A 26,666-nucleotide genomic window follows, 5' to 3' on the forward strand; every position below is an offset into this window, starting at 1 on the left:
TGGTTACTAATCCGGCCAACGAACGACGGGCCGCACACTGGGCGTAGGCGGCCGCATCACAGGGGACTGTCAATGATCAAGGCTCTCTCGGCGATTATGATCTCCGCGTGCGTTGCTGCCGCTCTGACCCTCCTGCCCGGCTTTGCCCCGACGGTCGAAGCCAGCGTGCCGCAGCCGCTGGCCAAGAGCGACCGGCTCGATATCCGCGCCATCGGCAAGGACTGCTCGCAGCAGGCCTGGCCGAATTTCGAGACCTCGTGCCTGCGCAAGGCCGGCACCAAGGCGACGATCCGCGAAGCGCGCCTCGTAACCGCCAACCGCACGCCGTAGCCGGTCTGTCAGCTTCGCGTCATATAAACCCCGTGGAGTTTTGCGGCGTCTCGTCGCACACTGCGTGAGGCTCGCGCCCGTCGGAATGGCCCGTCGGGCGCGATCCCATTGGGGGCGCCGTTGTCCAGCACACAAGCCGCCGCTTCCGGCCATCATCCCGATCCGCTGCCGCTTGCCATGACCATGGGCGCCCTCGGGGTGGTCTATGGCGATATTGGCACCAGCCCCCTCTACGCCCTGAAGGAAGCCGCCAAGGCGGCCGCCCATGGCGGCACACTCAGTCACGACGCGGTCCTCGGGGTTGCCTCGCTAATCCTCTGGGCGCTGCTGCTGATCATCTCGCTGAAATATGCGCTGTTGATCCTGCGCGCGGACAACCGCGGCGAAGGCGGCATCGTCGCGCTGCTGGCGCTGCTGCATGCCCGCCACGCCCAACCCGGCACCTGGCGTGCCCATCTCCTGGTGGTCGGCCTGATCGGAGCCGCGCTGCTCTATGGCGATGGCGCGATCACGCCGGCAATCTCCGTGCTCAGCGCCATCGAGGGCCTCAAGGTCGACGCCCCCTCGCTCGCGCCCGTCGTGGTGCCCCTGACCGTCGCCATCCTGATCGGCCTGTTCATGATGCAGAAGCGGGGCACCGGCTTCATCGGCCGCATCTTCGGACCGGTGATGCTGGCCTGGTTCGTCGTGCTCGCCGCGCTCGGTATCCACGGCATCGTCAAGGCGCCGGCGGTGCTGGCGGCCCTCAGCCCGCTCTATGCCTTCGAATTCCTGATCCACCAGGATTTCCACATCTCGTTCGGAATCCTCGGCGCGGCCTTTCTCGCGGTGACCGGCGGCGAGGCCATGTATGCCGACATGGGACATTTCGGCCGGCTGCCAATCCGGCTGGCCTGGTTCGCGATCTGCCTACCCGCCCTGGTGCTGAACTATTTCGGCCAGGCCGCGCTGCTGATCACCGATCCCACGATGATCGAGAACCCGTTCTTCCAGCTCTGCCCCGACGCCCTGCATTATCTGCTCGTCGCCTTCTCGACGGTCGCGGCCGTGATCGCCTCGCAGGCGATCATCTCCGGCGTGTTCTCGCTGACGCAGCAATCGATCCAGCTCGGCTTCCTGCCGCGCATGCAGATCCGCCACACCACCAGCGATGCGATCGGCCAGATCTACGTGCCGCTGGTGAACTGGCTGCTCGCCGCCGCGACGCTGGGCGCCGTCCTGAGCTTCGGCTCCTCGGACGCGCTTGCCGGCGCCTATGGCATCGCGGTCTCGCTGCTGATGGCGATCACCACGCTGCTGGCCGCGCTGGTCGCGATCCAGTGGGGCTTTTCGCCCTGGCTCGTCGTTGCCGTGAACGGTTTCTTCTTCGTCATCGATCTGATCTTCTTCTCGGCGAACTCGATCAAGCTGTTCGAGGGCGGCTGGTTTCCGCTGCTGCTCGCCGGCCTCGTCGCCTTCCTGATGCTGACCTGGCGGGCCGGCGTGAAGCTGGTCGAAGCGGCACGCGCCCGGCTGCGCCAGCCCGAGGAGGATCTGATCGAGACCGCCGTCAACAAATGCCATGCGAGGCTGCCCGGGACCGCCGTGTACCTGGCCTCCGCGCCGCGCGGCGTGCCGCTCGCGCTCACCCAGTTCGTCAGGCACAACCGCGTGCTGCATGAGCGCGTGCTGCTGGTCACCGTGCTGATCGAGGAATCGCCGCACATCGCGGACGAGGAGCGCGCCGAGGTGATCGAGATCATCCCCGGCATCACCCGCATCATCCTGCATTACGGCTTCATGCAGAATCCGACGATCTATGAAGGGCTGCAGCTGGTCTGCCGCCAGGGCAAGCTGGCCGGCATCGACCTGTCCGAGATCACCTATTACGTCGGCCGCGAGACCATCATTCCGCGCGAGGACGTGCCGGGCATGTGGGTCTGGCGCGAAGGCGTGTTCGCCTTCCTGCAGCGCAACGCCGAGCGCTCGGCCGCCTTCTTCGGCGTGCCGACCAAGCAGGTCGTGGAGTTCGGCACCGAGCTGGAGATTTAGGGCGATGACCGCACGACATCTTCGGTGTCGTCCCCGCGGACGCGGGGGCCCATAACCACAGGGAGGAGTTGCCGCGCGAGACCGGCAACTCCGAGTCTTCGCCGAACGTCTCCCTTGGCTATCGCGACGAGCGCAAGCGCTCGCGCTGAGGTCCCGGATCTGCGCTTCGCTTTTCCGGGACGACAGTGGAGATTGGGGCGCGGGCTACGAGGGGTGACACATCACTCCCCGCTTGACTCCCCATTCGCCCCATTCCCGCTCTCCGCCTCTTCCGTGATGTGCTCGACCGACACCACATGCTCGTCCTCGGCGGTGTCGAATACGATGACACCTTGGGTCGAGCGGCCCGCGATGCGGATGCCTTCGACCGGGCAGCGGATCAGCTGGCCGTTGTCGGTGACCAGCATGATCTGATCGGCGTCCTCCACCGGGAACGAGGCGACCAGATTGCCGTTGCGGTTGTTGACGCTCATGGCGACGATGCCTTTGCCGCCGCGTCCCGTGGTCCGGTACTCGTAGGACGAGGTCCGCTTGCCGTAGCCGTTGACGGAGACGGTGAGCACGACCTGCTCCTGGGCCGACATCTCGGCGTAACGTTCCTGCGCGAGCTGGAAGCTGCCGGACGCCTCCTCGGCCTCGGCATCCACTGGCGCCTCTTCCGCCGCGGCTTCGCCGGCGACCGCGCGGCGCATCTTCAGGTAGGCCGAGCGCTCGTCGGACGTGGTCTCGACGTGGCGCAGGATCGCCAGCGAGATCACCTTGTCGCCGTCGGCGAGCGCGATGCCGCGCACGCCCATCGAGGTGCGCCCGGTGAACACGCGCACGTCGGTGACGGGGAAGCGGATGCACTGACCGCCGGCGGCGGTCAGCAGCACGTCGTCGCGCTCGGTGCAGATCTGCACGTCGACGATCGCCTCGTTGTCGTCGAGCTTCATCGCGATGATGCCGGAGCGGCGGACGTCGACGAAGTCCGACAGCTTGTTGCGCCGGACGTTGCCGCCCGTCGTGGCGAACATCACGTCGAGGTTGGCCCAGGTGGATTCGTCCTCCGGCAGCGGCATGATGGTGGTGATGCGCTCACCCTGCTCCAGCGGCAGGATGTTGATCAGCGCCTTGCCGCGCGCGTTCGGCGCCGCCACCGGCAGACGCCAGACCTTCTCCTTGTAGACCTGGCCGCGCGAGGAGAAGAACAGCACCGGCGTGTGCGTGGAAGCCACGAACAGGCGGCTGACGAAATCCTCGTCGCGGGTCTGCATGCCGGAGCGGCCCTTGCCGCCGCGGCGCTGCGCCCGGTAGGCCGACAATGGCACGCGCTTGACGTAGCCGGCGTGCGAGACGGTGACGACCATGTCCTCGCGCTGGATCAGGTCCTCATCCTCGACCTCGCCCTCCTGCTCCATGATCACGGTGCGGCGCGGCGTGGCGAACTCGGCCTTCACTTCGGCGAGCTCGGTCTTGATGATGTCGAGGATGCGGGCGCGCGAGCGCAGGATCGCAAGATAGTCTCCGATCTCGCCGGCGAGTTTTGCCAGCTCGCCGCCGATCTCGTCGCGGCCGAGCGCGGTGAGGCGCGCCAGCCGCAGCTCGAGGATGGCTTTGGCCTGATCCAGCGACAGGCGGATGGTGCCGTCCTCGTTGATGCGGTGGCGGGGATCATCGATCAGCGTGATGATGTCCTCGACATCGCGCGCCGGCCAGTCGCGCGTCATCAGGGTGTCGCGCGCGACAGCCGGTGTCGGCGAGGTGCGGATGACGCGAATGATCTCGTCGATATTGGCAACCGCGATGGCAAGGCCAACCTGCTCGTGCGCGCGTTCGCGCGCCTTGCGCAGCTTGTACTTGGTGCGGCGGGTGACGACCTGCTCACGGAAGCCGACGAAGATCGTCAGCAAGTCCTTCAGGTTCATCGTCTGCGGACGGCCGGAATCGAGCGCGACGGCGTTGACGCCAAAACTGGTTTGCAACGGCGTGAACTTGTAGAGCTGGTTCAGCACGACGTCGGGCATGGCGTCGCGCTTGAGCTCGACGACGACGCGGTAGCCGTCGCGGTCAGACTCGTCGCGCAGATCGGAAATGCCCTCGATCTTCTTTTCCTTGTACAGTTCGGCAATGCGCTCGACCATCGTCGCCTTGTTCACCTGATACGGAATCTCGGTGATGACGATCGCCTCGCGATCCTTGCGGATGGTCTCGAACGCGACCTTGCCGCGCATCACGATGGAGCCGCGGCCGAGATGGTAGGCGCTGCGGATGCCCTGGCGTCCGAGGATGATGCCGCCGGTCGGAAAATCCGGGCCCGGGATGATGTTATTGAGCTCGTCGATGGTCAGCGACGGATTGTCGATCAATGCCAGGCAGGCGTCGATGACCTCGCCGAGATTGTGAGGCGGGATGTTGGTGGCCATGCCGACGGCAATGCCGCCGGCGCCGTTGACCAGCAAATTCGGGAAGCGCGCCGGCAGAACCACCGGCTCCCTGGTCGAACCGTCATAATTGTCCTGGAAGTCGACGGTCTCGTTGTCGATGTCTTCCAAAAGCTTCAGCGCGATCTTGGTCAGGCGCGATTCGGTGTAGCGCATCGCCGCGGGCGGATCGCCGTCGACCGAGCCGAAATTGCCCTGCCCGTCCACCAGCAATTCGCGCATCGAGAACGGCTGCGCCATGCGCACCAGCGAGTCGTAGATCGCCTGGTCGCCATGCGGATGGTATTGGCCCATGACGTCGCCGACGATACCGGCCGACTTCTTGTGCTTCTTGTCGGGCGTATAGCCTTCCTCGTTCATCGAGAACAGGATGCGGCGGTGCACCGGCTTCAGACCGTCGCGCGCATCGGGCAGCGCACGCGACACGATCACGCTCATGGCGTAGTCGAGATAGGACTTCTTCATCTCGTCGAGGATGGAGACGGGGCGAATGTCCGAGGGTTGCGCCGGCTGGTCGCCGGGCTTGTTGTCGTCGTCAGCCAAGGGGGAATCCGGTGAGTTTTTGTCTGGGAATCATATAGCGCATCGTGCCCCTGATAACCACCCTTGGCGAAGGCTGGGAAGCGCTTTTTCCGCTTATTTTTCCAATGACTTACGGCGTTGGAAGGAGCGCCTGGAATGAACCTGGAACCGGTCTTCCAAAATCGCCCCTGCCACAGGGTCCATCATGCCGCGAGAGCGCCCCATCGGCTCGTTTTGCCCCCGCGCAAGCCGCGTTCAAGCCGAACATGAAACGGGCCCGGAAATCCCGAGCCCTTTCTGCCGATTAGCAAGGTTCGCTGACACGACGTGGAAGGCGCCCCTGAGCCCGGCCAGCGCCCTCCATCGTCCGATCCGTTCTCAGAACGGGATATCGTCGTCCATGTCGCTGTTGCGGCCACCGCCGCCGGCGGCAACGGGACGGCGCGGCGCGCTGCTGACCGGGCCGGAGGAGCCGAAATCGCCGCCCGGTTCGTCACCGAAGCTGCCGCCCCCTCCGCCACCGCCACGGCCATCGAGCATCGTCAGGGTCGAGTTGAAGCCCTGGAGCACGACCTCGGTCGAGTACTTCTCGACGCCGCTCTGGTCGGTCCATTTGCGGGTCTGGAGCGCCCCCTCGATGTAAACCTTCGCGCCCTTCTTCAGGTACTGCTCGGCGACCTTGCAGAGCCCTTCGTTGAAGATCACGACGCGATGCCACTCGGTCTTTTCCTTGCGCTCGCCGGTATTCTTGTCGCGCCAGGTTTCCGAGGTGGCGATGCTCAAATTCGCAATCGGCCGCCCGTCCTGGGTGCGGCGGATTTCAGGATCCTTGCCGAGGTTTCCAACCAGAATGACCTTGTTGACGCTTCCCGCCATCGCCGCTCTCCACTCCGAATGCCACTGATTTCAAAAGGCCGAGCGCGCTGCCCGCGTTCCTCTGCGCCCTGTTGAGGCGACCCTATACGCTCGCGGGCGCCGCTCAGCCCAGCACCCCCGGGGTTATCCCCACATATAGCATCGACCGCCGCCATGTTCCAGATTTGTTCTTCGCTGCTTGGGACCCGTTGCCCGCTGACTCGGCCGCGGCGAAAAACCAATCCGAGATGGAACTTTCCCCGGTTCCACATAACGGGAAAAAACACTTAACATTCATCAAGTTGGAACCCGCAAGTCGCCCGCCAAGTGTGGCATTCCGGAGACGGACTCTGCTCTTTCGCTAAGCTACGATTGCCTCGGAATTGTTCATCTGGGCGTCGCATCTGATCAACCGCTTCGAGGACATCGAGAAGCGGACGAACTTGGGGAGACTGCAATGAATAAGATTTTGTTTGGTGCAATCAGTGCAATAGCGTTGGGGCTGTCGGCCCCTGCAAGCGCGGCGGATCTCGCTGCGCGTCCCTACACCAAGGCCCCCGCGCCGGCGGTCGCCGCGATCTACGACTGGAGCGGCTTCTACATCGGCATCAACGGTGGCGGCGGCTCGTCCCACAAGTGCTGGGATTTCGTGACGCCGGTGACGGGCACCCTTGTGCCTGAGGGTTGCCACAATGCGACAGGCGGCACGGTCGGTGGCCAAATTGGCTATCGCTGGCAGTCCGCCAATTGGGTGTTCGGCTTCGAAGGACAGGGTAACTGGGCTGACTTCTCGGGCGACAACGTCAGCACCCTCTTCCCTGGAAGCGCTTTGGTCACGGGTGATCGTAACCGCTCCCGGATCGATGCTTTTGGCTTGATCACGGGTCAGGTCGGTTACGCCTGGAACAACGTGTTGTTCTATGTGAAGGGCGGCGGCGCGGTTGTCGGCGACAAGTACGACGTTTATGCCGCTGCAGGCACGCCAGGCGCTGGCGCGCTGCTGGCATCGGCGCGCGAGACCCGCTGGGGCGGTACCGTTGGCGCCGGCTTGGAATTTGGATTTGCACCGAACTGGTCGCTCGGAATCGAGTACGACCACATCTTCCTCGGCCACCGCACGATCGGTTTCACGACCCCTGGGGGCGCTGCGTTCGGAAGCGATCGTATTGGCCAGGACGTCGACATGGGTCTGGTTCGGCTGAATTATCGCTTCGGCGGCCCGCTGATCGCCAGGTATTGATATCCTCGGATATCGCAGAAGAACGGAAGGGCCGGCCTCAGTGCCGGCCTTTTTCTTTTCAAATAGACCGCTGGTGCAATGAGTCAGTAACCATCACCTTTTCGACCACTGTGGCTTTTCGGAGACACAACTTGCAGCTTCAGTGGTGTAAGCACCGCCTCGGTTGGGCCGTTGAGTCCGCTGCCCTTCCGCCCGCGGAAGGCAACAACAGAAACTGGGACTGGGATTAAGTTGAAAATGAAGAAAGTTTTGTTGGCTTCGGCCTGTTTGTTCGCTCTGGCCGCCCCCGCTTCGGCTGCTGATCTCGCGGCTCGCCCCTACACCAAGGCTCCGGTCGCTCCGATGGCTTCGGTCTACAACTGGACCGGTTTCTACCTCGGTATCGTCGGCGGCGGCGCCTGGGAAGCCTCTTCGGGCGACCCGAAGATGCAGGGTGGCTTCGTCGGCGGCACCGCCGGCTACAACTGGCAGACCGGCAACGTCGTGTTCGGTGTCGAGGCCGATGGCGCCTGGGCTGACGTCAGCGCCTCGGCAGCTGGCACGGTTGCTGTCGCCGGCGTCGGTGGCATCCCCGCCTCGCTGAGCTCCAAGACCGATGCAATGGGCACCGTGCGCGGCCGCATCGGCTGGGCCGTCAACAACGTGCTGCTGTACGGCACCGGTGGTTACGCCTGGATCGACAACAAGCTCACCGCCACCCTGGGCGGCCTCTCGGTCTCCGACAGCAAGTTCCACTCCGGCTGGACCGTCGGTGCGGGCGTCGAGGCGTTCTTCGCTCCGCAGTGGTCGGTCAAGGGCGAGTACCTCTATCGCAGCCTCGGCGGCGAGACCTACTTCTCGGGCGCCATTCCCACCGGTACGCTCAACCTCCACACCGTGCAGGTCGGCGTGAACTATCACTTCGGCGCCCCGGTCGTCGCCAAGTACTAAGCCACGATTCAAACGCTACTCGCGTTACGAAAGGCCGGCCTTGCGCCGGCCTTTTTGTTTGGCTGGTGCCAAGCCGCAGCTCACGTTTTTGGAGAGATGTGACCCGAGGGTGACACAACCTTTGGCTTCAATGGTGTAAAGCTGTGGCATCAGTCGGGTCATAGGGGTCCGCTGCTCTTCCGCTTCCGGAAGGCAAGAAAGAGAAACCGGATACTGGGGACATGGATATGAAGAAGGTTTTGCTGGCTTCGGCTGGTTTGTTCGCATTGAGCGCGTTCACACCGGCCTCGGCGGCCGATTTGGCGGCCCGCCCCTACACCAAGGCTCCGGTCGCGCCGATCGCGATGTACAATTGGAGCGGTTTCTACCTCGGTATCAACGGCGGCGGCGCATCGAGCCGCAACTGCTGGGACGTCAACAACATCTTCGGCGTGCCGGGTCCGGACACGGCTGAGGGCTGCCACAATGCAACCGGCGGCGTGGTCGGTGGTCAGCTCGGCTATCGCTGGCAGTCGACCAACTGGGTGTTCGGTCTCGAAGCCCAAGGCGACTGGGCCAACCTGAAAGGCTCGAACACGAGCCTGGTTCTTGGGCCCCTGGTCAACCAGACCAAGATCGACGCACTTGGCCTCTTCACCGGTCAGGTCGGCTATGCCTGGAACAACGTGCTCTGGTACGTGAAGGGTGGCGCGGCCGTCACGCACGCTAAATATAACGGCCTGCTGGCTGGCGTCGTCCTTGATAGCGCAAGCGAGACGCGCTGGGGTGGCGCGGTCGGCACCGGCCTCGAATTTGGTTTCGCGCCGAACTGGTCCGTGGCGATCGAGTACGACCATCTGTTCATGGGCAAGCGCAACAACTCGTTCACGATTCTCGGCGTCAACGACCGTATCGATCGGATCAAGCAGGACGTCGATATGGGCACGGTCCGCCTCAACTACACCTTCGGCGGCCCGGTGGTTGCGAAGTACTGAGCTTCGCCTCCCAACTCTCCGCGTTACGAAAGGCCGGCCTCGTGCCGGCCTTTTTGTTTGGCCCTGCTTGTTGGGCCATGCGCGTTCCATGCAGTTCCGTCCTGCTGCTGCCAGATGCCGCCAGCGCGCCAACATTCCGTTGACGATTCGCAACTCCCTCTGGAAATCCGTCTCCGTTCTTCCTACGTTCGCTGCCATACCCATTGGCGCCGATCCGGTCCCGGGCGAAGCGCGCCTGTTTTGCTGGCGCGGTCGCGCACCCATGGGCTTCCTTGAGGGCAACTCGGATGGATGAAGTGATCAAGGCGAAGCGCCAACAACAGAACGCGGGCTCCAGCCTGCGCGCAATTACGATCCGTGGCGCGCGCGAGCACAACCTCAAGAACATCGACGTCGAGATTCCCCGCGACAAGCTCGTGGTGTTCACCGGCCTCTCCGGCTCCGGCAAATCCTCGCTCGCCTTCGACACCATCTACGCCGAGGGCCAGCGCCGCTACGTCGAATCGCTGTCGGCCTATGCGCGCCAGTTCCTGGAGATGATGCAGAAGCCCGACGTCGACCAGATCGACGGCCTGTCGCCGGCGATCTCGATCGAGCAGAAGACGACGTCGAAGAATCCGCGCTCGACCGTCGGCACCGTCACCGAGATCTACGACTACATGCGCCTGCTCTGGGCGCGCGTCGGCGTGCCCTATTCGCCGGCCACGGGCCTGCCGATCGAGAGCCAGACCGTCTCGCAGATGGTCGACCGCGTGCTGGCGCTGCCCGAAGGCACCCGCCTCTATCTGCTCGCCCCTGTCGTGCGCGGCCGCAAGGGCGAGTACCGCAAGGAGCTCGCCGAATGGCTCAAGAAGGGCTTTCAGCGCGTCAAGATCGACGGCACCTTCCACGAGCTCGCGGAAGCGCCGGCACTGGACAAGAAATTCCCGCATGACATCGACGTCGTCGTCGACCGCATCGTGGTGCGCGCCGACATCGGCCAGCGCCTCGCCGAAAGCTTCGAGACCGCGCTGAAGCTCGCCGAAGGCCTCGCCGTCGTCGAATTCGCCGATGCACCCGCGGCAGCTCCTACTGAAGAGAAGAAGAAGACCGCAAAGATCCACGACAAGAGCGGACCCGAGCGCATGCTGTTCTCGGAAAAGTTCGCCTGCCCGGTCTCCGGCTTCACCATCCCCGAGGTCGAGCCCCGACTCTTTTCCTTCAACAACCCCTACGGCGCCTGTCCCGCCTGCGGCGGCCTCGGCGTCGAGCAGCATGTCGACGAGGATCTCGTCATCCCCGACAAGGAGCTCGCCATCGGCAAGGGCGCCATCGCGCCCTGGGCCAAATCGTCCTCACCCTATTACGTGCAGACGCTGACCGCGCTCGGCAAGCACTACAAGTTTACGCTGACCACCAAGTGGAAGGACCTGCCCAAGAAGACGAAAGACGCGATCCTGCATGGCTCCGGCGAGGACGAAATCAAGTTCTCCTACGAGGACGGGGTGCGCTCCTACGATTCCAAGAAGCCGTTCGAAGGCGTCATCACCAACATCAACCGCCGCTACCGCGAGACCGAAAGCGAGTGGGCCCGCGAGGAGCTGGCGAAATACTTCCACGACGTGCCCTGCGAGGCGTGCAAGGGCTTCCGCCTCAAGCCCGAGGCGCTCTGCGTCAAGATCGGGGCCAAGCATATCGGCGAGATCTCGGAGCTGTCGGTCAGGAAGGCCGGCGAATGGTTCGAGACCGTGCCCGACGCGCTCAACGCGCAGCAGAACGAGATCGCCGGCCGCATCCTGAAGGAAATCCGCGAGCGCCTCACCTTCCTGCTCGACGTCGGCCTCAACTACCTCACCCTCTCCCGCTCCTCCGGCACGCTGTCCGGCGGCGAGAGCCAGCGCATCCGCCTGGCCTCCCAGATCGGCTCAGGCCTGACGGGCGTGCTCTACGTGCTGGACGAGCCCTCGATCGGCCTGCACCAGCGCGACAACGCCCGCCTGCTCGACACCCTCAAGCGGCTACGCGACCTCGGCAACACCGTGGTCGTGGTCGAGCATGACGAGGACGCCATTCGGCTTGCCGACTACGTACTCGATATCGGCCCCGGCGCCGGCATGCATGGCGGCCACATCGTCGCCGAAGGCACGCCCGCCGAGATCATGCGCAACCCGAAATCGCTGACCGGCAAATATCTCACCGGCGAGCTCGAGGTCGAGGTGCCGGAGCGGCGTCCACCGAACCATCGCCGCACCATCAAGGTGGTCAACGCGCGCGGCAATAACCTCAAGAACGTCACGGCGGAAATTCCGCTCGGCCTGTTCACCTGCGTCACCGGCGTCTCCGGCGGCGGCAAGTCGACGCTCTTGATCGACACCCTGTACCGCGCCATCGCGCGCAAGCTCAACAATGCCAGCGAAGGCGCCGCCCCGCACGACCGCATCGAGGGCCTCGAGCACATCGACAAGATCATCGACATCGACCAGTCGCCGATCGGCCGCACCCCGCGCTCGAATCCGGCGACCTATACCGGCGCGTTCACGCCGATCCGGGAATGGTTCGCGGGCCTACCCGAGTCCAAGGCGCGCGGCTACGAGCCCGGCCGCTTCTCCTTCAACGTCAAGGGCGGCCGCTGCGAGGCCTGCCAGGGCGACGGCGTCATCAAGATCGAGATGCACTTCCTACCCGACGTCTACGTCACCTGCGACGTCTGCAAGGGCAAGCGCTACAACCGCGAGACGCTGGAGGTGCTGTTCAAGGGCAAGTCCATCGCCGACGTGCTCGACATGACGGTCGAGGAAGCCGCCGAATTCTTCAAGGCGGTGCCGCGCGTGCGCGAAACCTTCCAGACCCTGCACCGCGTCGGGCTCGACTACATCCATGTCGGCCAGCAGGCCACCACGCTCTCGGGCGGCGAAGCCCAGCGCGTCAAGCTGGCCAAGGAGCTGTCCAAGCGCGCCACCGGTCGCACGCTCTATATCCTGGACGAGCCGACCACCGGCCTGCACTTCCACGACGTCAAGAAGCTGCTGGAGGTGCTGCACGAGCTGGTGGCGCAGGGCAACACCGTGGTCGTCATCGAGCACAATCTCGAAGTCATCAAGACCGCCGACTGGGTCATCGACCTCGGCCCCGAAGGCGGCGACGGCGGCGGCGAGATCGTGGCGTGGGGCCCGCCGGAGGATATTGCGAAAGCGCCAAGGAGCTACACGGGCAAGTTCCTGGAGCCGGTGCTGAAGAAGGCGCGGAAGCCGAAGCGACGGAGCACGAGCGAGGCGGCGGAGTAGAGATTCATCCATCTCATCTGCGGGGATTTTGGGGGAACAAGCCTTTGAGTGTCCGCGATGCCCAGCCGAAACTACACACTCTTCCGCAACGCCATTCTCGCCGAGCAGCAGGTGATCTGTGTTTACGAGGGTCGTTATCGCGAGCTCTGTCCGCATATCATCGGCACCAACAAGCGCGGCGAGGAGGCCGTGCTGGCCTGGCAGTTCGCTGGCGATAGCAGTGGCTGTCTGCCACAATGGCGATGCCTAAGGCTGGCGAACGTCAGCGACGCCCGCGCGCGGGGCGGCCGCTGGCACGAGGGCGCGTCCCACCGGACCACTCAGACTTGCGTCAGCAGCATCGATATCGACGTCAATGTTCACGTCCGCAAGTTGCGGTGACTCGCTTCCTGGTGCAGATGCGACCCTACAAAGGGCGGGACCGGAAGCGAACCTCGTCAATTACGACGTAGCGGCCGAAGAGTCCCTGACCGAACTGACCAACGGCCTCCAGAAGCCGCACCCGCACCAGTTGCGCGTTGTCCGGATCGATACGAAGTAAGATCAGGCCTGGAACGGTTTGGCTGCGACGAAAGACAAGCTCGCCGAAATCCCTATCAGCTGTGAGGAGAAGCCGTCCTTCCCGGGACGCCAGAGCCATGACTTCCACGTCACTCAGGCTCGCCGCAAATTCGGCGATGTAGAGCACGTCATGACCAGCGCCGCGCAGTTACCGCACCAAGGAGGCTGTGACGCACTCGTCCGCGAGCCAGAGCACGATTCAGCGATAAATGATGTCTTCGTCGGCCAAATAGTCGGCCGCGAACGCTTGCGCCGCCCGAATATCATCGGGCGTAAGCCGCGGGTGCTCAGCGATGATGGCCTCGGTGGTCATACCCGCGCCCAGTTCGCGCAACACCAATTCGACCGGCACGCGCGTCCCGCGGATCACGGGCTTGCCGTCCATGATCGCCGGGTTGATTTCAATCCGCTCGTGCCGCATGGCTCTCCTCGAATTCTGCCCAATGATAGCACGCCACATCCCGCTTGTCAGCGAACTGCAACCGGCTCCATGCCCTACGCCCTCGCCATCTTCGACCTCGACGGCACGCTGGCCGACAGCTTTCCGTGGTTCCTGCGCACCGTCAACGACATCGCCGATCGCTTCGACTTTCGTCGCGTCGCTGATGAGGACATCGAGGGCCTGCGGCATGCGTCGACGCGCGAGATCCTGAGCCAGCTCGAAGTGCCCTTGTGGAAGCTGCCGGCGATCGCGCGGCATGCGCGGCGGCTGAAGGCGGAGGCAGCAGCTGAGATCTCGCTGTTTGCGGGCGTCGAGGCGATGCTGCGGACGCTCGCGGAGAACGGCGTGCAGCTGGCGCTGGTGACGTCCGACAGCGAGGCCAATGCGCGCGAGAAGCTTGGCGAGGCGACCGCGCTGTTTGCGCATTTCGACTGCGCGGCATCGCTGTTCGGCAAGCCCGCGAAATTCCGCCGTGTCGTCCGCCGCGCCGGCGTGGAGCCGGGCCAGGTCATCGCCATCGGCGACGAGGTCCGCGACATCGAGGCGGCGCGCGCGGTGGGAATTGCCTGCGGCGCTGTATGCTGGGGTTATGCGGCGCCGGCGGCGCTGCGGGCGCGGGCGCCGGAGCATGTGTTCGAGCGGATGGATGAGATTGCGGACGCGGTGTGCCGTAATCGTAGGGTGGGTTAGCCCTGCAGATGCGCAAAGCGCGCATCTGCTCGGCGTAACCCGCCTCTTTGCTTTCCACGCAGACAGAGAAGTGGTGGGTTACGCTTCGCTAACCCACCCTACACATCCCCTACTCCGTCCTGCGCAAAAACATCCCGAACGCCCTTGGGCCGTCGCCGGTCTTGACCTCGCCGATCACCTTCAGCTCCACCGCATCGATGATATCGAGCGTGTTGCTCTCCCAGCACGCGACGATGACGCGCTTGCCGTCGGCGGTGGCGTTGATCCCTTCCGGATAGTCGCCGACATTGATGCGCTTGATCGGCTTCAGGCTCGCAATATCGAACACGCTGACGGTGCCGCCATATTGGTCGGTGACGAAGCCGCGGCCTTGTGTCAGCGCCACCGCATAGGGCCGCATGCCGACCTTCACGCGGCCGACCTCGCGCCCTTCTGCAATGTCGATCACCGAGACGTCGTCGGAGCCGACATTGGCGGTATAGGCGCGCTTGCCCTCGGCGTCGATGGTGACGCCGAATGGGCGGGTGCCGACCTTGATCGTCACCTTGCGCTGCTGTGTTGCGGTGTCGACGACCGAGACGCTGTCGTCGTCGCGGTCCGCCGAGAGCAGCAGCTTGCCGTCAGGCGTCACCGCAAGGCCCGATGGCGAGGCGCCGACCGCGATGCTGGCGGTGACGCTGCGCGAGGCTGCATCGATCACCCGCACCGCCGCCGCGTACCAGTCCGCGACATAGACCGTCTTGCCATCGGGGGCGACGGCAATACCGAGCGGCCCGCCGCCGACCTCGATGCGGCCTGCGACCTGGCGCGTGGCGGCGTCCACCACCGTCACCGCCTTGGCGTCCGGGCTCGTCACATAGGCAAAGCGGCCGTCCGCGCTGACGGCCACGCCCGCCGGCTTGCCGCCGATCGGAATGGTCGCGACGCTCCGCGAGGTCGCGAGATCCACCACCATCAGATCGTCGCTGAGCTGGTTGGTGACGAACGCCTCCTCGGCAGCGGCGCTGCCGAGGCTGGCATGACAAAGGCTGGCGGCGAGCGCCGCCAGAACCAGCATCCGCACGATCAGCTACCGCTCTCGATCTTCTTCTTCAGCGCCTCGAGGCCGGTCTTGTAGAGACCGCTCACCGCGGTCTTGGCGGCCTCGTCGCTCAGCTCCGGCGGCGGATCGTTGTTGGGAAAGCCGCGGTAGAACGCGCCGGCCCATTCCAGCTTCGACTTGCCGTCGGGAGCCGGCGACACCGTCAAGGTCGAGGAATAATTGGTCACCGGCAACACCTTCACGTCGACCTTGGTGATCCGGTACGAATAGCTCATCATGTCGGGCTCGTATTTGTAGAGCTCCTCGTCGACCGTCGCCCCGCCGGTCAGCGTCAGCTGCCGCGTCGCGCCGACCTCGTTGCCCTTCTCGCCCGTGGTCTTGGTGACGGGCGGAAGCCAGCTCATGTCCTGAAAGTTGCGGATCGCGGCCCAGACCTTGTCCTGCGGCGCGTTGATCTCGATGGATTCCCGCACCTTCTGCCGGGTCGGCCCATGCGCCCAGGCCGGTGAAAAAGCCGGCGCAAAAGCCACCGTCAAAGCCGCCGCTCCTGCGGCAGTCAGCACCGCAGCCACAGCCGTGCGCCGTCCAATCGTCACCCTCATCTCGTTTCCTCATGCGTCTCGTTGATGGCGCGCGACTTGGGACGCGCGCTCCCGGCCATCCTAGCGCATTTTGGGGCCGAGGGGAGACCGGTTCGTGGCGCCGTTGCGGCGGCACGCGGCACGACCCACAACCTGTTGCGGGGCCCGGCGGGCAAAACACCCCAGGTGCAGGTCAACGCCATCGGGCCAAAATATTTCTCTTTATCAGAAGTTCGGATTATCGTATATGACACCCATCGCAGCCCGGCCGAGGGGCGTATCGCGATCGTCACGACATGCGGGGTGGGACGTGGTGGACGCAGGCTGCGTTGCCGCGACGGTGACTGCAGGGCGGGTCACACCGTGAGCAGCTCCCTGCGCGGACACGACCGGTGCAGCTTGCGTACGGCAAAATCGTGTGGTCCTGGCGCCCGGGGTCTGTGCGCCAAGTCTGGCGGTGATGCTGCGGCCCAACCGGGCGCGCGCATCAGCCATCCGCAGGGGCGACGGGGGCAATAGTGCATCGCTCCCCGGGGAGAGCGCGACATAAGCCGTAAACCCACTGCGCAGGGAAGGCCGGATGTTTGGCTTCACCTGTATGCCGCTGTGCAGCTTCCTTAAGCACACGCTTTCGCACAGTGGACCGCGGGTGCAAGCCGGCACCCGGCCTTCCCTGCGCCCTCGGCACTCTTGAGGGCGGCAACGGACGCAAAGCTCGGGCAGATCATGCCGCGAGAACGCGAAACCGCGCGTGCGATTGAGTTTCGAGCGGAAAGATGAATTCGCTCTCGTGCCCCGACGCAGTGCAGCGCCCCTTCGGCGATGCGCCGCAGAGCCGGGGCCCATGCAGCAGCGCGTTGCTCGGCCACTGGGTCCCGGCTCTGCGCCGCAACGCCATAAGCGCGTTTACGCGCGTCTTCGACGCGCTATGCGCGTTGCAGCTTGTCCGGGACACGAGAGCGGAAGACGGTGCCGCTTCATACTCCGTCATTGCGAGCGCAGCGAGGCAATCCAGACTGTCGCCGCGAAAAGATTCTGGATTGCTTCGCTGCGCTCGCAATGACGAGGGAAAGCGCGAGAGTCGGTCGCGCCCTCGATCACTCCCCCAGCGTCGCCTCCACGAACCCACGCGGATCGTCGCAGAACTCCCGCATCACCCGGTAATGATCGGTCTGCTCCACCGTAACAGGCTCCAGGCCGTATTTCCCGAGCCGCAGCAGCCGCGCATTCGGGTAAGCCATCAGCAGAGGCGCATGGGTCGCCATGATCACCTGGCAGATGCGGGAGTCTTCCATGCGCCGCAGCAGCTTCAAGAACTCGATCTGGCGTGCCGGCGATAGCGCCGATTCCGGCTCGTCGAAGATGAAGATGCCCTGGCGCTGACAGCGCTCCTCGAAGAAGCGCAGGAAGCCTTCGCCGTGGGAGTGCGACAGGAAGTCCGGACCGACCTGGCCGGCGTCGCGCGCGGCCTTGTCAAGATACCGCGCGACCGAGAAGAAGCTCTCGGCGCGAAAAAACCAGCCATGGGTGATCTTCGGCAGCCAGCTTGCGCGCAGTGCCTTGGCGAGTTGGCCGCCCATCTTCTCGCGCGCCTCGGAGTGATCGACTGGCATGTAGCCCTTGCCGCCGCCGGCATCGTCGTAGCCCGCGAGCGATGCGATGCCTTCGAGGATCGTCGACTTCCCGGTGCCGTTCTCTCCGACGATGATCGTGATGGCGGCGTCGAAGCTCAGCTCGAAATCATCCGGGAAGATGGGCAGGCAAAACGGATAGGCCTCGCGATCACCCACCGGCATTCCAGACCGGAACGTAGCGAGAACAATGATGCCACGCAAGCGGCAGGTAGCTCCCGGCGCAAGCCCCGGTCGCCCCCTAACCCAAAACCTCCAACACCAGCTCCATGGTCATCAGCACTGGATTGTCGCCGCGGACGAGGCGCCCCTCGGCGAGGCCGCCGGTGTAGTCGATCAGCGCGACATCGAGCGCAGCTTCGAGCGTGCCGGAGGGCCCGGGCGCGATCAGACCGGCCGTCGCCGCAAGCTCGGTCGCAAACGGCTCGGTCACCCCGCCGTGAGTGAAGCGGGCGCCGATGGTCGAGCCGACGCCGCCATGGATCTTCGCCCGCGCGATGCCGTGCGCGCGGCAAAACTCTTCGAGCGCGCCAGCAAAATCCTGGTTCGGCCGCAGCCGCAGCGCAAACGCGCGGCTCGTGGTGCGCGCGCCGGTGCTCGCAGCCGCCACCGGCCCAAACAGCTTGAAATTGGTCTCGGGATCGGGCTCGGCGGTGAACACCGCACCGTCGATACCGAATGCGTCGACCTCGAACGGTTCGGCGACGACAGTCTCGTCCGGCAGCATGTGGCCGCCGCTGGCCTTGCCGTCCGCCTCCGTCCACAGCCCATGGCAGTGAAAGAACGGCGCCCCCTCGCGCATGCCGAGCGTCATGCTGCCGAGCTTCGTGCGCGTAACGCCGGCGGGCCGGAAGGTCTCGCTGTAGAACGCCGCGTTTTCGCCGGTCTTCGACAGCGCCGGCATGACATAGGCGAACGGGCCGAGCGCGCCGTGCCGGAAGTTGAGCACGCCGCTCGTAAAACCCACGGCCGCAAAGCCGCGTCGCGCGGCCTCGAGCAGCGGTACGCCTGTCTCAAGCGTGAAGGAGAAAGCGCGTCCCCCCGCCTCCACCCATTGGATGCGTTCTACGAGCGGCACGCCCGGCTGCTTGATATTCCGCATCACCTGCGCTCAGCCTGCCTTCGTCTTGTCGAGATCGAGCAGGCCGCGGGCCTCGAGCTCGTCGCGCACCATGCGTTTCGGCACCTTGCCATAGCCGGATTTCGGCAAAGCCTCCCAGAAGAAGAACCGCTTCGGCATCTTGTAGCGCGGCACCTTCGGGCCGAGGAACGCCGCCATCTCGGCCTCGCTCACCGGCTTCTCGCCTTCGCGCGCCACGCAGACGGCAACGCCGACCTCGCCCCAGGTCGCATCGGGTACGCCGAGCACGGCAACCTCGCCAACGGCGGGATGCGTCAAAATTTTCTCCTCGATCTCGCGCGGATAGATGTTGGAGCCGCCGGAGATGTACATGTCGGAGGCGCGGCCCGTGATGTAGACGAATCCTTCCTCGTCCATGTGGCCGAGATCGCCGGTGCGAAACCAGCCGTTGCGGAACGCCTTCGCATTGGCTTCGGGATTGTCGTAATAGCCCGCGAGTACCGCAGGCCCAATCACGCAGATCTCGCCGCTCTGGTTGGCCGCAAGCTCGCGGCCCTCGTCGTCCTGGATCGAGACCTGCATGGCCGTGCGCTCGAAGCCGCAGGTGCCGATCCTGGCATGCGGACTATCCTCAGCGTCGTGCAGCGCCGCCGGCAGCACGGTGATGTTGCCGGTCACCTCGCCGAGGCCAAAATACTGCACGATGACCTTGCCGAGCTTCTTCAGCGCGGTCTTCTGGTCCTCGCGATACATCGGCGCACCCGCATAGATCACGTGACGCAGCGAGGAATGATCGTATTTGTCGATTGCGGGATGCTCGACCATCATCTTGAGGATCGTCGGCACGGTGAAGAGATTGGCGACCCGATGCCTTTCGATCAGGCGGAACGCCTCGTCGATGTCGAACTTCTCCGTCGGCAGCAAAACGGTGCAGACGCCGCGCGCGGTCTGCACCAGCTGATGCACGCCGGCGCCATGCGAGAGCGGCGCCACCACCAGCGAGGCGTCGTGCTCGGTGACGCCGGGTGTCAGATCGGCGAGATGGTTGGTGACGACAAATCCCATCTGGCCGTGGGTCAGCACCGCGGCCTTGGACCGACCGGTGGTACCCGAGGTGAAGAAGAACCAGCAGGGATCGTCGTGCTCGACGGCGACGTTCTGGACCACCTCTCCGGCGCGCGAGGCGATGGCCTTAGCAACGGACGTCTCGCCGAACGCGCCCTTGCCGTCGAGGCTCCAGGTGAACTCCAGCGCACCGCCCTTCACGGCCGCCGCGTGTTCGGGAAAATCGACATGGCACAGAAACGCCTTCGCCCCGGAGGCTTCTGCGAGATAAGTCACCTCGTCCGGCATCAGACGGAAATTGGTGGGCACCCAGACCGCGCCGAGCCGGAACGCGGCGAACATCGAAAAGAACATCTCGTCGCCATTCTTGGAATGGACGAGGATGCGGTCACCCTTGGCAATGCCGCGCGCAGCGAGCGCTGCGGCCAGCGCCGAGACCCGCGCATCGATCTGCCGCCAGGTCCAGGATTTGTCTCCCCAAATGAAGCCGGGACGTGACCCATGCCGCCGCGCATTCTGGGTCAGCATATGAGCGAGATTCATGACGCGACGGGACATGCGCAAGGGCTGCATGGGGCTTCCTCTTCGAGGGCGAACGGCGCGCTGGCCGCCCGCTCATTGCGACCCATTTATCGCCATCGCCGGCGCCTCTGCAAGGCCGCCGGCCGCACACCTGCCCTACGGCTGCTTGAACGCAAACGGCGTCGCCGTGATGGTCTTCTGCTTGACGCAGGCCTGCGGGCCAAAGCCGCCGCAAAAGCTGCCATGCAGATCGAAGCGAATGCGCGCGGCTCCGCGCTTCACTGCCGGCGGCATGATCGTGTAGCTGCGGACATAGCCGTCGAACACCTTCCGTACGCTGCCGTCCGGCAGCGTCACCAGGATGTTCATGACGCAGCCGCCGGTTCCGCAATAGGTGGTCTCGCGGCCACCGCATTTGGTCTCGCTGAAATCGACGATGTAGTCGTCGCGGCCGTCGCCGGTCAGGTCGATCTGGCGCACCGTATCGGGCGCGAAGCTCACCTCGCCACCGTCCTGGCTGGTGCATTCCTCATTGGCATAGCGCAGCGCCGTCTGCACGCCGGGGGGATAGTCGGACGGATTGAACGGCTTCGCATCCTCGGCCCACGCGGCGGAGGCGACCAGAACAAGCAGAAGCATCGGATGGCGCATGGGCGTTGGTCGCTTCTGTAACCGCAATCGTTCAGGGAATTTTAAACATGATCGGCGCACCCTCGCTGAGTTCTTGCGTACAGAGTGTCGCATCATGGTCAAAGCGTCCGCCTTCCTCCTGTTGTCGCTGGCGCTCGCCGGATGTGCTGTGGGTCCTCAGGCGCACCTGGCGCCCGATCCCGCCTTCAAGCCTGCACGTTATGCCTGGGATGGCGCCGGCGAGGATCCCAATCGGCCGCATGCGGCCTCGCAACCAACGCGCGCGGCGGCCCGATCCGAACGCAACAGGTCGCAAGTCGAGCTGCAGTCCCAGTCGAAGGAATGGCGGCAGGCGCAGGACGGCAGCGAGGCCGAGCAGGATGCCAGGGTCAACCGCTCCCTGGTCATCTGCCAGGGGTGCCTGCGCCCGCCGCAACAGCCCGAAGATTCCAGGCTCGCCAAAGCCGCCGATTGACGTGAACCGCAGTCACAGCTGAAACCTGCCGACCCAATCGTGCGTTACGAAGTCGTGCGCGAGGCCAACGGCTGGAAGATCGACGACATGAGCGACGTTATCGACAACAAGGCCCATCACCACTTCGAGCTCGAGGTCGACGGCCATCTTGCGACCGAACATTACAAGCTCGACGGCAACGTGATCACCTTCGAGCACACCGACGTGCCGAAAGAACTCGGCGGCAAGGGCGTCGGCTCGAAGCTGGTGCAAGGCGCGCTCGACCAGGTCCGCAGTGCCGGATTGAAGCTGATCCCGCAATGTCCGTTCGTGAAAGCGTGGGTCGAGAAGCACGCGGACTATCAGGATCTCGTGGCGAGATAGGAACACAGGCCCGCCGCATGCAGCCGGCGGGCCTGCCGATATCTACGGCCTATTGCCCGTGCCTGAGCATGTCCTGGTCGGTCAGGTCCCAGTCCTGCCACAGCTGCAGCACGCCGAGCAGCACGAGCACGGCGCCGAGGCCCGTGTGATAGACGCGGAGAAAGCCGTCACCGGAATAGCCCATGACGTAGGGCGAGGCGATGAGCCACAGCCCGATCAGGATCGTCGTCACCTCCTGCCAACGCTGCAAGGCGACATATTCAAGCTGGCTGATGCCAAAGACGACCAGACCGATTGCAACCGTATTCAAGATCATCGTCTGGTGCGCGTTGACCGCTGGATCCTGGATGGGAAACCATGGCGAAGCCACAATCGCCGCGCCGAGCAGCATCCCGCACCAATCTTCCCATGTTCGATGAGTATTCAAGAAACCAAAGTCCGACATCGTACCCTCCTATGACAGAGGCACACGTCGGCGGCTGGCAATCACGACTTCCGAATGTCTCGCGACCCTGCCGGCCGCATTCGGACGTGTGTCCTGTAGAGGACGTGGGAACCGCCGGCGGCCGCGCAAGAGCGGGATTGAGGATTATTTCGATGTCCGCGCAATGTTCGCGGGTCGTGAACTCATACCGCACTGCGGCTACAGCGCCCCGAGCTTCCGCAGCGATTCCTGCGCGGACGACAAGCCGGGCTTCAACTCCAGCGCCTTCCTGAAATCGGCGATCGCGCCCTGCTTGTCGCCGAGCCGCAAGCGGGCCTGTCCGCGGTTATTCCACGAGAACACATCCGAGGGATCGTATTGCAACGCCTTGTCGTAGTCCGAAAGGCCGCCCTTGTTGTCGCCCTGGAAGAGGCGGATCATACCGCGATTGCGCCAGCCGCGCGCGTCGGTCGGCGCGAGGCGGATGGCCTCGCCATAGTCGGCGGCGGCACGGTCGAGCTGCTCGCTGTCACGGTAGACGTTGCCGCGATCGATATAGGCGAGCAGATCGGGCGCAAGCTTGATCCGCATCGTGTAGTCGGCGATGGCATGCGCCATGTCGTGCTTGCGGTAAGACACCAGGCCGCGATTGCCATAGGCCATGGCGTAGTTGGGGTCACGCTTGATCGCCGCATCGAAGTCGGCCAAGGCGCCGTCGAGGTCGCCCTTGTTGAACCGGGATTCGCCGCGATTGTTGTAGACCAGCCCTAGCGATGGATCGAGCTTGATGGCCTGGTCGTAATCGGCAATGGCCCGGTCGTAGTCGCGCTTGAACGAATAGACGCGGCCGCGATTGTTGTAGGGGCAGGCATAGTCTGGAGCGAGCCTGACCGCTTCGTCGAGATCGGACAGCGCGGCATCGAGCTCGCGCTTCTCGGTAAGACCATGCCCGCGGTTGCAATAGGCGCCGGCGAGCCTGCGGCCGCTCTCGCTCTTCGTATCGATGACGCTGGAGCAGGCCTTGACCCGCTGGTCGGGCGTGCTGGTCAGCCCCACGCACGCATCCCAGGCGGGACCGCCTTCGGCCGCTGCCGGCGCCGTCGAGATCAACGCAGCAAGCAACGCCATGAGACTGAGCGGGACACGCATTTTACGGATATCTCCCCTGCGGCAACCTCCCTTGGTCGCACCTTGGCAAGCACCGGTTCAGGCGTCTAGATCAGAGAGAAGCAGCACGTCGGAAGGATCTTGCATGGCCGCATCGGTACGGGACAACAAGGACAGGAGCCGCTTCGAGCTCGATGTCGGCAGCGACGTCGCCTTCGCCAATTACCGGCTGACCCCGACGGCAGTCATCATCACCCATACCGAGACGCCGCGCGCGCTGCGCGGCCGCGGCATCGGTTCCGAGCTGGTCAAGGGCGCATTGAATCTGATCCGGCGCGACGGCAGGAAGGTGATCGCCGGCTGCGGCTTCGTCGCCGACTATCTCGACCGGCATCCGGAGGATGCGGATCTGGTCGCCTGAAAGCAAAAGGGCCCGCGAGACCGCGGGCCCTTCCGGCACGACCGGCGCTCGGTCAGTGCTTGATTTCGGGCGGCAGCTTGCCGCCATTGGCGGCGAGCTTGGACATCACCTGCTTGTGCAGCCAGACGTTCATGCTGGCGGAGTCGTTCATGTCCCCGGTATAGCCGAGCTCCCTGGCAAGGTCCTTGCGCGCGGCAAGGCTGGAATCGATGTCGAGCGCCTTCATCAGGTCGACGATCGAGGTGCGCCATTCCAGCTTCTCGCCCTTGTGCGCGGCCACCGCCTTGTCGACGATCGCGGCCACGTCAACAGACGCCATCGATGCCGCAGCGGGGGCGGATGACGCGCCCGGCGCGGCCCCTGCGGGCGCGCTGCCCGGCTCTGTGCCACCGGTGGGCGCGGCGGAAGCCGGCTGGCTACCGAAGATCGCGCTCATGATTTTCCCGAAAATGCTCATATCTGCTCCCCGAAAAAGGATCCGTTGGAAGGGCCTTGAGTGGCACTTATAGACCAAGTCACTGCGTAGCACCCGCGAAGTTCTGCGAGCCGACACGCAGCATCAGCTTATCTGCGGCGAAATGACGACCGAATGACGCCGCCGAAGTTGCGCTGCGGCATCGAATTTCACCCAAGCGTGAGGGACAGGACTCGGAAATGGGCGTACGCTTTGCGTTCAGCTCGCGATGCCTTCCGGAATTCGCGCCTGGTCGGAATCGTGAAACTCAAGAATGGCGGCCGCTCGCGCCGTTTGCCGGCGCCGGATTCGGCCGCTCGGCAAGGGAGCTAGCGACCATGGCCACACTCTACCAGGGCAATGTCCCCACGATGGGCCGGACCGCAGATGCGGCTGGACCCGTGATCCGAACCATCCAACTGTCCGATCTGCACGATGCGCTCCGGCGCGGCTGGGAAGATTTCAAGGCCGTTCCGAGCCACGCCATCATCCTCTGCGTGATCTACCCGGTGCTCGGCCTCGTGCTCGCCCGCGTGGTAATGGGCTATTCGGTGCTGCCGCTGCTGTTTCCGCTGGCCGCCGGCTTCGCGCTGATCGGCCCGTTCGCGGCGCTCGGTCTCTACGAGCTTTCCAGCCGGCGCGAACGCTATGAAGAAGCCAGTGCCTGGGATGCCATGGAGGTGCTGCGCTCACCTTCGTTCGGCGCGATGCTCGGCCTCGGCGCCTTGCTGCTCGCTCTGTTCGTGACCTGGGTTGCAACCGCGCAGGCGATCTACGTCGCGGCGTTCGGGTATGAGGGCGTGACCGGCATTTCGGACTTCGTGACGCGCGTGCTGACGACGCAGCAAGGCTGGTGGCTGATCGTGGTCGGTTGCGGCACCGGCTTCCTGTTCGCGCTCGCCGCGCTCTGCCTCAGTGTCGTATCATTCCCGCTGATGCTGGACCGCCATGCCGGTGCGTTCGAAGCGATGAGCACGTCGCTGCGCGTCGTCGCGAGGAACCCCGTGCCGATGGCGGCCTGGGGCCTGATCGTCGCGGTGCTGCTCGCGCTCGGCACCATTCCGGCCTTCCTCGGCCTCGCCGTGGTGATCCCCCTGCTCGGCCATGCCACCTGGCATCTCTACCGCAAGGTGATCGTCTCAGAGCCCGGCGCACGTCCGGTGCCGCCCCCGCCGCATCGTCCGCGCAAGCCGGCCGCTGACTTCCCGGCCAACCTCTTCCCCTGGCGGAACAGGACGGACGCCTGACGATATCGTGACATGCGATCCTGCCCCGGCTCGGGCAGGATCGCCCCTGTCGCACGCCTTGCTTTGGCCGCGGTTCCGATCGAGATTGCGCGCGCCGGCCAGATCGCTTCACGGAATTCATTGACTCGAATGACCTCGACGATTTCTCGTCTCGCTCTCGCAGCCTTCGCCCTCTCCGCGTCAATCCTCTCCGCCCAGCCAGCGTTCGCTGCGGTTGCCTGCGGCTCGGGTAATTTCGATGCCTGGCTCGCGGACTTCAAAACCGACGCTGCGGCCAAGGGCATCTCACAACAGGCCATTGCGTCGGGTCTTGCCGGCGTGACGCTGGATCAGAGCGTGCTCAACCGCGACCGCTCGCAAAAGGTCTTCACCCAGACCTTTGAGGAGTTTTCCGGCCGGATGGTGCCGCCGCGCCTGCAGCGCGGCTCCAACATGATGAAGCAATACGGCTCCGTGCTGTCGCGCATCGAGCAGGCCTATGGCGTTCCCGGCGAGGTGCTGGTCGCGATCTGGGGCCTGGAGACGGATTTCGGCGTCAACACCGGAAAGTTCACCACGATCCGCTCGCTCGCGACACTGGCCTATGATTGTCGTCGCGCCGAGCAGTTTCGCGCCGAGCTGATGGATGCGCTGCGCATCGTCCAGCGCGGCGATCTTACGCCAGCAGAGATGAAGGGCGCCTGGGCCGGTGAGCTTGGCCAGACCCAGTTCATGCCGTCATCCTGGATGAAATACGCCGTCGACTTCGACGGCAACGGTAAGCGCGATCTCCTGCACAACGCGCCCGATGTGCTCGCCTCCACCGCCAATTATCTCGCCGGCTATGGCTGGCAGAAGGGCAAGGACTGGCAGCCTGGCAGTCCGAATTTCGAGGTGCTCAAGCAGTGGAACAAGAGCGAGGTCTATTCCAAGACCGTCGCCTATTTCGCCACCCAGCTCGCGCGCGCTCCTTAAGCCTTATCGGGCCGGGTTCTGTCCAGAATCATCCTGGCTGCCCACTGCGCATGCTTCCCTTGGCAATACCTGCGCGCCTGACCGGCCTGAGCCGAGGCATGCCTCGAATCATCTCATAAATTGAATATTGATTCATTTTACCTATGCGACTCACGCAGGCAAGACTTGGGTCAGGAAGCTATTCACTGGGCTGGCCGGGTCCTTGCAGGCAACTTATTTCCGTGATGATCGAGATCAATGGAGCATCCTTAACTCCGTGATTTCACGGACGTTTCTCGACAGATTTCGATCCCTTTGTGCAAGCTTCGGACAGGAGCGCCTTCCGGTTAATCGTCCGTTACCTCCGTTATGCGTCCATCGCTTAGCTGCATCGCAACATCGGAACTTTCGCACTGCACCACCCTCAAC

26 protein-coding genes are annotated in these 26,666 nt (G+C 64.5%); 13 read left to right on the top strand and 13 right to left on the bottom strand.

Annotated elements, in window-relative coordinates; all coding sequences use genetic code 11:
- Window positions 1–72 precede the first annotated feature (72 nt).
- Together UNPA324_RS04840 and UNPA324_RS04845 are read left to right on the top strand one after the other, a co-directional pair.
- Window positions 73–330: a hypothetical protein gene (locus UNPA324_RS04840; RefSeq protein ID WP_128919463.1), complete on the top strand. Its 258-nt coding sequence runs from the start codon at window positions 73–75 to the stop codon at window positions 328–330.
- A gap of 177 nt (window positions 331–507) precedes the next feature.
- A complete protein-coding gene (locus tag UNPA324_RS04845) occupies window positions 508–2,361 on the top strand; it encodes a potassium transporter Kup (RefSeq protein ID WP_141938702.1) in 1,854 nt (617 codons plus the stop codon).
- 221 nt (window positions 2,362–2,582) lie between these two features.
- Here UNPA324_RS04845 and gyrA read toward each other — a convergent pair whose 3' ends face one another.
- Both gyrA and UNPA324_RS04855 read right to left on the bottom strand, forming a co-directional pair.
- Window positions 2,583–5,327 (bottom strand): DNA gyrase subunit A, encoded by a 2,745-nt coding sequence (gene gyrA / locus UNPA324_RS04850; protein ID WP_128919462.1) that lies wholly within the window; start codon window positions 5,325–5,327, stop codon window positions 2,583–2,585.
- 357 nt (window positions 5,328–5,684) lie between these two features.
- Window positions 5,685–6,182 carry a single-stranded DNA-binding protein gene (locus tag UNPA324_RS04855; protein ID WP_100174836.1) on the bottom strand — a complete coding sequence of 166 codons (498 nt, stop codon included), beginning with the start codon at window positions 6,180–6,182 and terminating at the stop codon, window positions 5,685–5,687.
- 436 nt (window positions 6,183–6,618) lie between these two features.
- Here UNPA324_RS04855 and UNPA324_RS04860 point away from each other — a divergent pair, with 436 nt between their 5' ends.
- The 5 genes from UNPA324_RS04860 to UNPA324_RS04880 all read left to right on the top strand — a co-directional run bounded on the left by UNPA324_RS04860 (window position 6,619) and on the right by UNPA324_RS04880 (window position 12,949).
- A complete protein-coding gene (locus UNPA324_RS04860; protein WP_128919461.1) occupies window positions 6,619–7,401 on the top strand; it encodes an outer membrane protein in 783 nt (260 codons plus the stop codon).
- A gap of 237 nt (window positions 7,402–7,638) precedes the next feature.
- The gene (locus UNPA324_RS04865) at window positions 7,639–8,331 is read left to right on the top strand and encodes an outer membrane protein (protein WP_128919460.1); all 693 of its coding nucleotides are present in this window, start codon (window positions 7,639–7,641) and stop codon (window positions 8,329–8,331) included.
- 227 nt (window positions 8,332–8,558) lie between these two features.
- Complete coding sequence (locus UNPA324_RS04870; RefSeq protein ID WP_141933766.1) at window positions 8,559–9,305, top strand: outer membrane protein; 747 nt, start codon at window positions 8,559–8,561, stop codon at window positions 9,303–9,305.
- Between the two features lie 287 nt (window positions 9,306–9,592).
- The gene (gene uvrA / locus UNPA324_RS04875) at window positions 9,593–12,568 is read left to right on the top strand and encodes an excinuclease ABC subunit UvrA (RefSeq protein WP_141933768.1); all 2,976 of its coding nucleotides are present in this window, start codon (window positions 9,593–9,595) and stop codon (window positions 12,566–12,568) included.
- Window positions 12,569–12,625: 57 nt separating this feature from the next.
- Window positions 12,626–12,949 carry a hypothetical protein gene (locus UNPA324_RS04880; RefSeq protein WP_128919457.1) on the top strand — a complete coding sequence of 108 codons (324 nt, stop codon included), beginning with the start codon at window positions 12,626–12,628 and terminating at the stop codon, window positions 12,947–12,949.
- A 25-nt stretch (window positions 12,950–12,974) separates the two neighbouring features.
- Here UNPA324_RS04880 and UNPA324_RS04885 read toward each other — a convergent pair whose 3' ends face one another.
- Window positions 12,975–13,277, bottom strand: coding sequence for a DUF5615 family PIN-like protein (locus UNPA324_RS04885; RefSeq protein ID WP_283810303.1), 303 nt, complete (start codon window positions 13,275–13,277; stop codon window positions 12,975–12,977).
- Window positions 13,278–13,328: 51 nt separating this feature from the next.
- The gene (locus tag UNPA324_RS04890; protein ID WP_128919456.1) at window positions 13,329–13,550 is read right to left on the bottom strand and encodes a DUF433 domain-containing protein; all 222 of its coding nucleotides are present in this window, start codon (window positions 13,548–13,550) and stop codon (window positions 13,329–13,331) included.
- Between the two features lie 69 nt (window positions 13,551–13,619).
- On the opposite strand from UNPA324_RS04890, the gene UNPA324_RS04895 reads away from it, so the two are divergent.
- Window positions 13,620–14,261, top strand: coding sequence for an HAD-IA family hydrolase (locus UNPA324_RS04895; RefSeq protein ID WP_128919455.1), 642 nt, complete (start codon window positions 13,620–13,622; stop codon window positions 14,259–14,261).
- A 109-nt stretch (window positions 14,262–14,370) separates the two neighbouring features.
- Here the strand turns inward: UNPA324_RS04895 and UNPA324_RS04900 are convergent, their stop codons facing one another.
- The 6 genes from UNPA324_RS04900 to UNPA324_RS04935 form a co-directional block, all read right to left on the bottom strand.
- Window positions 14,371–15,324 (bottom strand): YVTN family beta-propeller repeat protein, encoded by a 954-nt coding sequence (locus tag UNPA324_RS04900; protein WP_141933770.1) that lies wholly within the window; start codon window positions 15,322–15,324, stop codon window positions 14,371–14,373.
- Window positions 15,325–15,326: 2 nt separating this feature from the next.
- Window positions 15,327–15,905 carry an SRPBCC family protein gene (locus tag UNPA324_RS04905; protein ID WP_128919453.1) on the bottom strand — a complete coding sequence of 193 codons (579 nt, stop codon included), beginning with the start codon at window positions 15,903–15,905 and terminating at the stop codon, window positions 15,327–15,329.
- Window positions 15,906–16,981: 1,076 nt separating this feature from the next.
- Window positions 16,982–17,680: an AAA family ATPase gene (locus UNPA324_RS04920; protein WP_141933774.1), complete on the bottom strand. Its 699-nt coding sequence runs from the start codon at window positions 17,678–17,680 to the stop codon at window positions 16,982–16,984.
- A gap of 76 nt (window positions 17,681–17,756) precedes the next feature.
- Window positions 17,757–18,617 carry a PCC domain-containing protein gene (locus UNPA324_RS04925; protein ID WP_141933775.1) on the bottom strand — a complete coding sequence of 287 codons (861 nt, stop codon included), beginning with the start codon at window positions 18,615–18,617 and terminating at the stop codon, window positions 17,757–17,759.
- Window positions 18,618–18,626: 9 nt separating this feature from the next.
- Window positions 18,627–20,234 (bottom strand): acyl-CoA synthetase, encoded by a 1,608-nt coding sequence (locus UNPA324_RS04930; protein WP_141933777.1) that lies wholly within the window; start codon window positions 20,232–20,234, stop codon window positions 18,627–18,629.
- 105 nt (window positions 20,235–20,339) lie between these two features.
- On the bottom strand, window positions 20,340–20,822 hold the full coding sequence (locus tag UNPA324_RS04935; RefSeq protein ID WP_245471880.1) for a hypothetical protein: 483 nt from the start codon (window positions 20,820–20,822) through the stop codon (window positions 20,340–20,342).
- A 106-nt stretch (window positions 20,823–20,928) separates the two neighbouring features.
- Here UNPA324_RS04935 and UNPA324_RS04940 point away from each other — a divergent pair, with 106 nt between their 5' ends.
- Complete coding sequence (locus UNPA324_RS04940) at window positions 20,929–21,288, top strand: hypothetical protein (RefSeq protein ID WP_141933779.1); 360 nt, start codon at window positions 20,929–20,931, stop codon at window positions 21,286–21,288.
- Between the two features lie 87 nt (window positions 21,289–21,375).
- Window positions 21,376–21,651 (top strand): GNAT family N-acetyltransferase, encoded by a 276-nt coding sequence (locus tag UNPA324_RS04945; protein ID WP_141938704.1) that lies wholly within the window; start codon window positions 21,376–21,378, stop codon window positions 21,649–21,651.
- Window positions 21,652–21,700: 49 nt separating this feature from the next.
- On the opposite strand, the gene UNPA324_RS04950 is transcribed toward UNPA324_RS04945, so the two are convergent.
- Entirely contained in the window at window positions 21,701–22,096 is a 396-nt protein-coding gene (locus UNPA324_RS04950) for an SPW repeat domain-containing protein (RefSeq protein ID WP_128919447.1), read from the bottom strand.
- Between the two features lie 198 nt (window positions 22,097–22,294).
- A complete protein-coding gene (locus tag UNPA324_RS04955; protein WP_141933781.1) occupies window positions 22,295–23,224 on the bottom strand; it encodes a tetratricopeptide repeat protein in 930 nt (309 codons plus the stop codon).
- A gap of 103 nt (window positions 23,225–23,327) precedes the next feature.
- On the opposite strand from UNPA324_RS04955, the gene UNPA324_RS04960 reads away from it, so the two are divergent.
- A complete protein-coding gene (locus UNPA324_RS04960; RefSeq protein ID WP_141933783.1) occupies window positions 23,328–23,603 on the top strand; it encodes a GNAT family N-acetyltransferase in 276 nt (91 codons plus the stop codon).
- Window positions 23,604–23,655: 52 nt separating this feature from the next.
- On the opposite strand, the gene UNPA324_RS04965 is transcribed toward UNPA324_RS04960, so the two are convergent.
- Window positions 23,656–24,060 carry a DUF3597 domain-containing protein gene (locus tag UNPA324_RS04965; protein ID WP_141933785.1) on the bottom strand — a complete coding sequence of 135 codons (405 nt, stop codon included), beginning with the start codon at window positions 24,058–24,060 and terminating at the stop codon, window positions 23,656–23,658.
- 335 nt (window positions 24,061–24,395) lie between these two features.
- Here UNPA324_RS04965 and UNPA324_RS04970 point away from each other — a divergent pair, with 335 nt between their 5' ends.
- Together UNPA324_RS04970 and UNPA324_RS04975 are read left to right on the top strand one after the other, a co-directional pair.
- A complete protein-coding gene (locus UNPA324_RS04970; protein WP_128919443.1) occupies window positions 24,396–25,304 on the top strand; it encodes a DUF2189 domain-containing protein in 909 nt (302 codons plus the stop codon).
- Between the two features lie 129 nt (window positions 25,305–25,433).
- Window positions 25,434–26,258, top strand: a complete 825-nt coding sequence (locus UNPA324_RS04975) for a lytic murein transglycosylase (RefSeq protein WP_141933787.1) — start codon at window positions 25,434–25,436, stop codon at window positions 26,256–26,258.
- The last annotated feature ends 408 nt before the right edge of the window (window positions 26,259–26,666 follow it).

Origin of the sequence: Bradyrhizobium sp. UNPA324, assembly GCF_006658635.1 — a bacterium.
In the GTDB taxonomy this organism is placed as follows: Bacteria; Pseudomonadota; Alphaproteobacteria; order Rhizobiales; family Xanthobacteraceae; genus Bradyrhizobium; species Bradyrhizobium nanningense.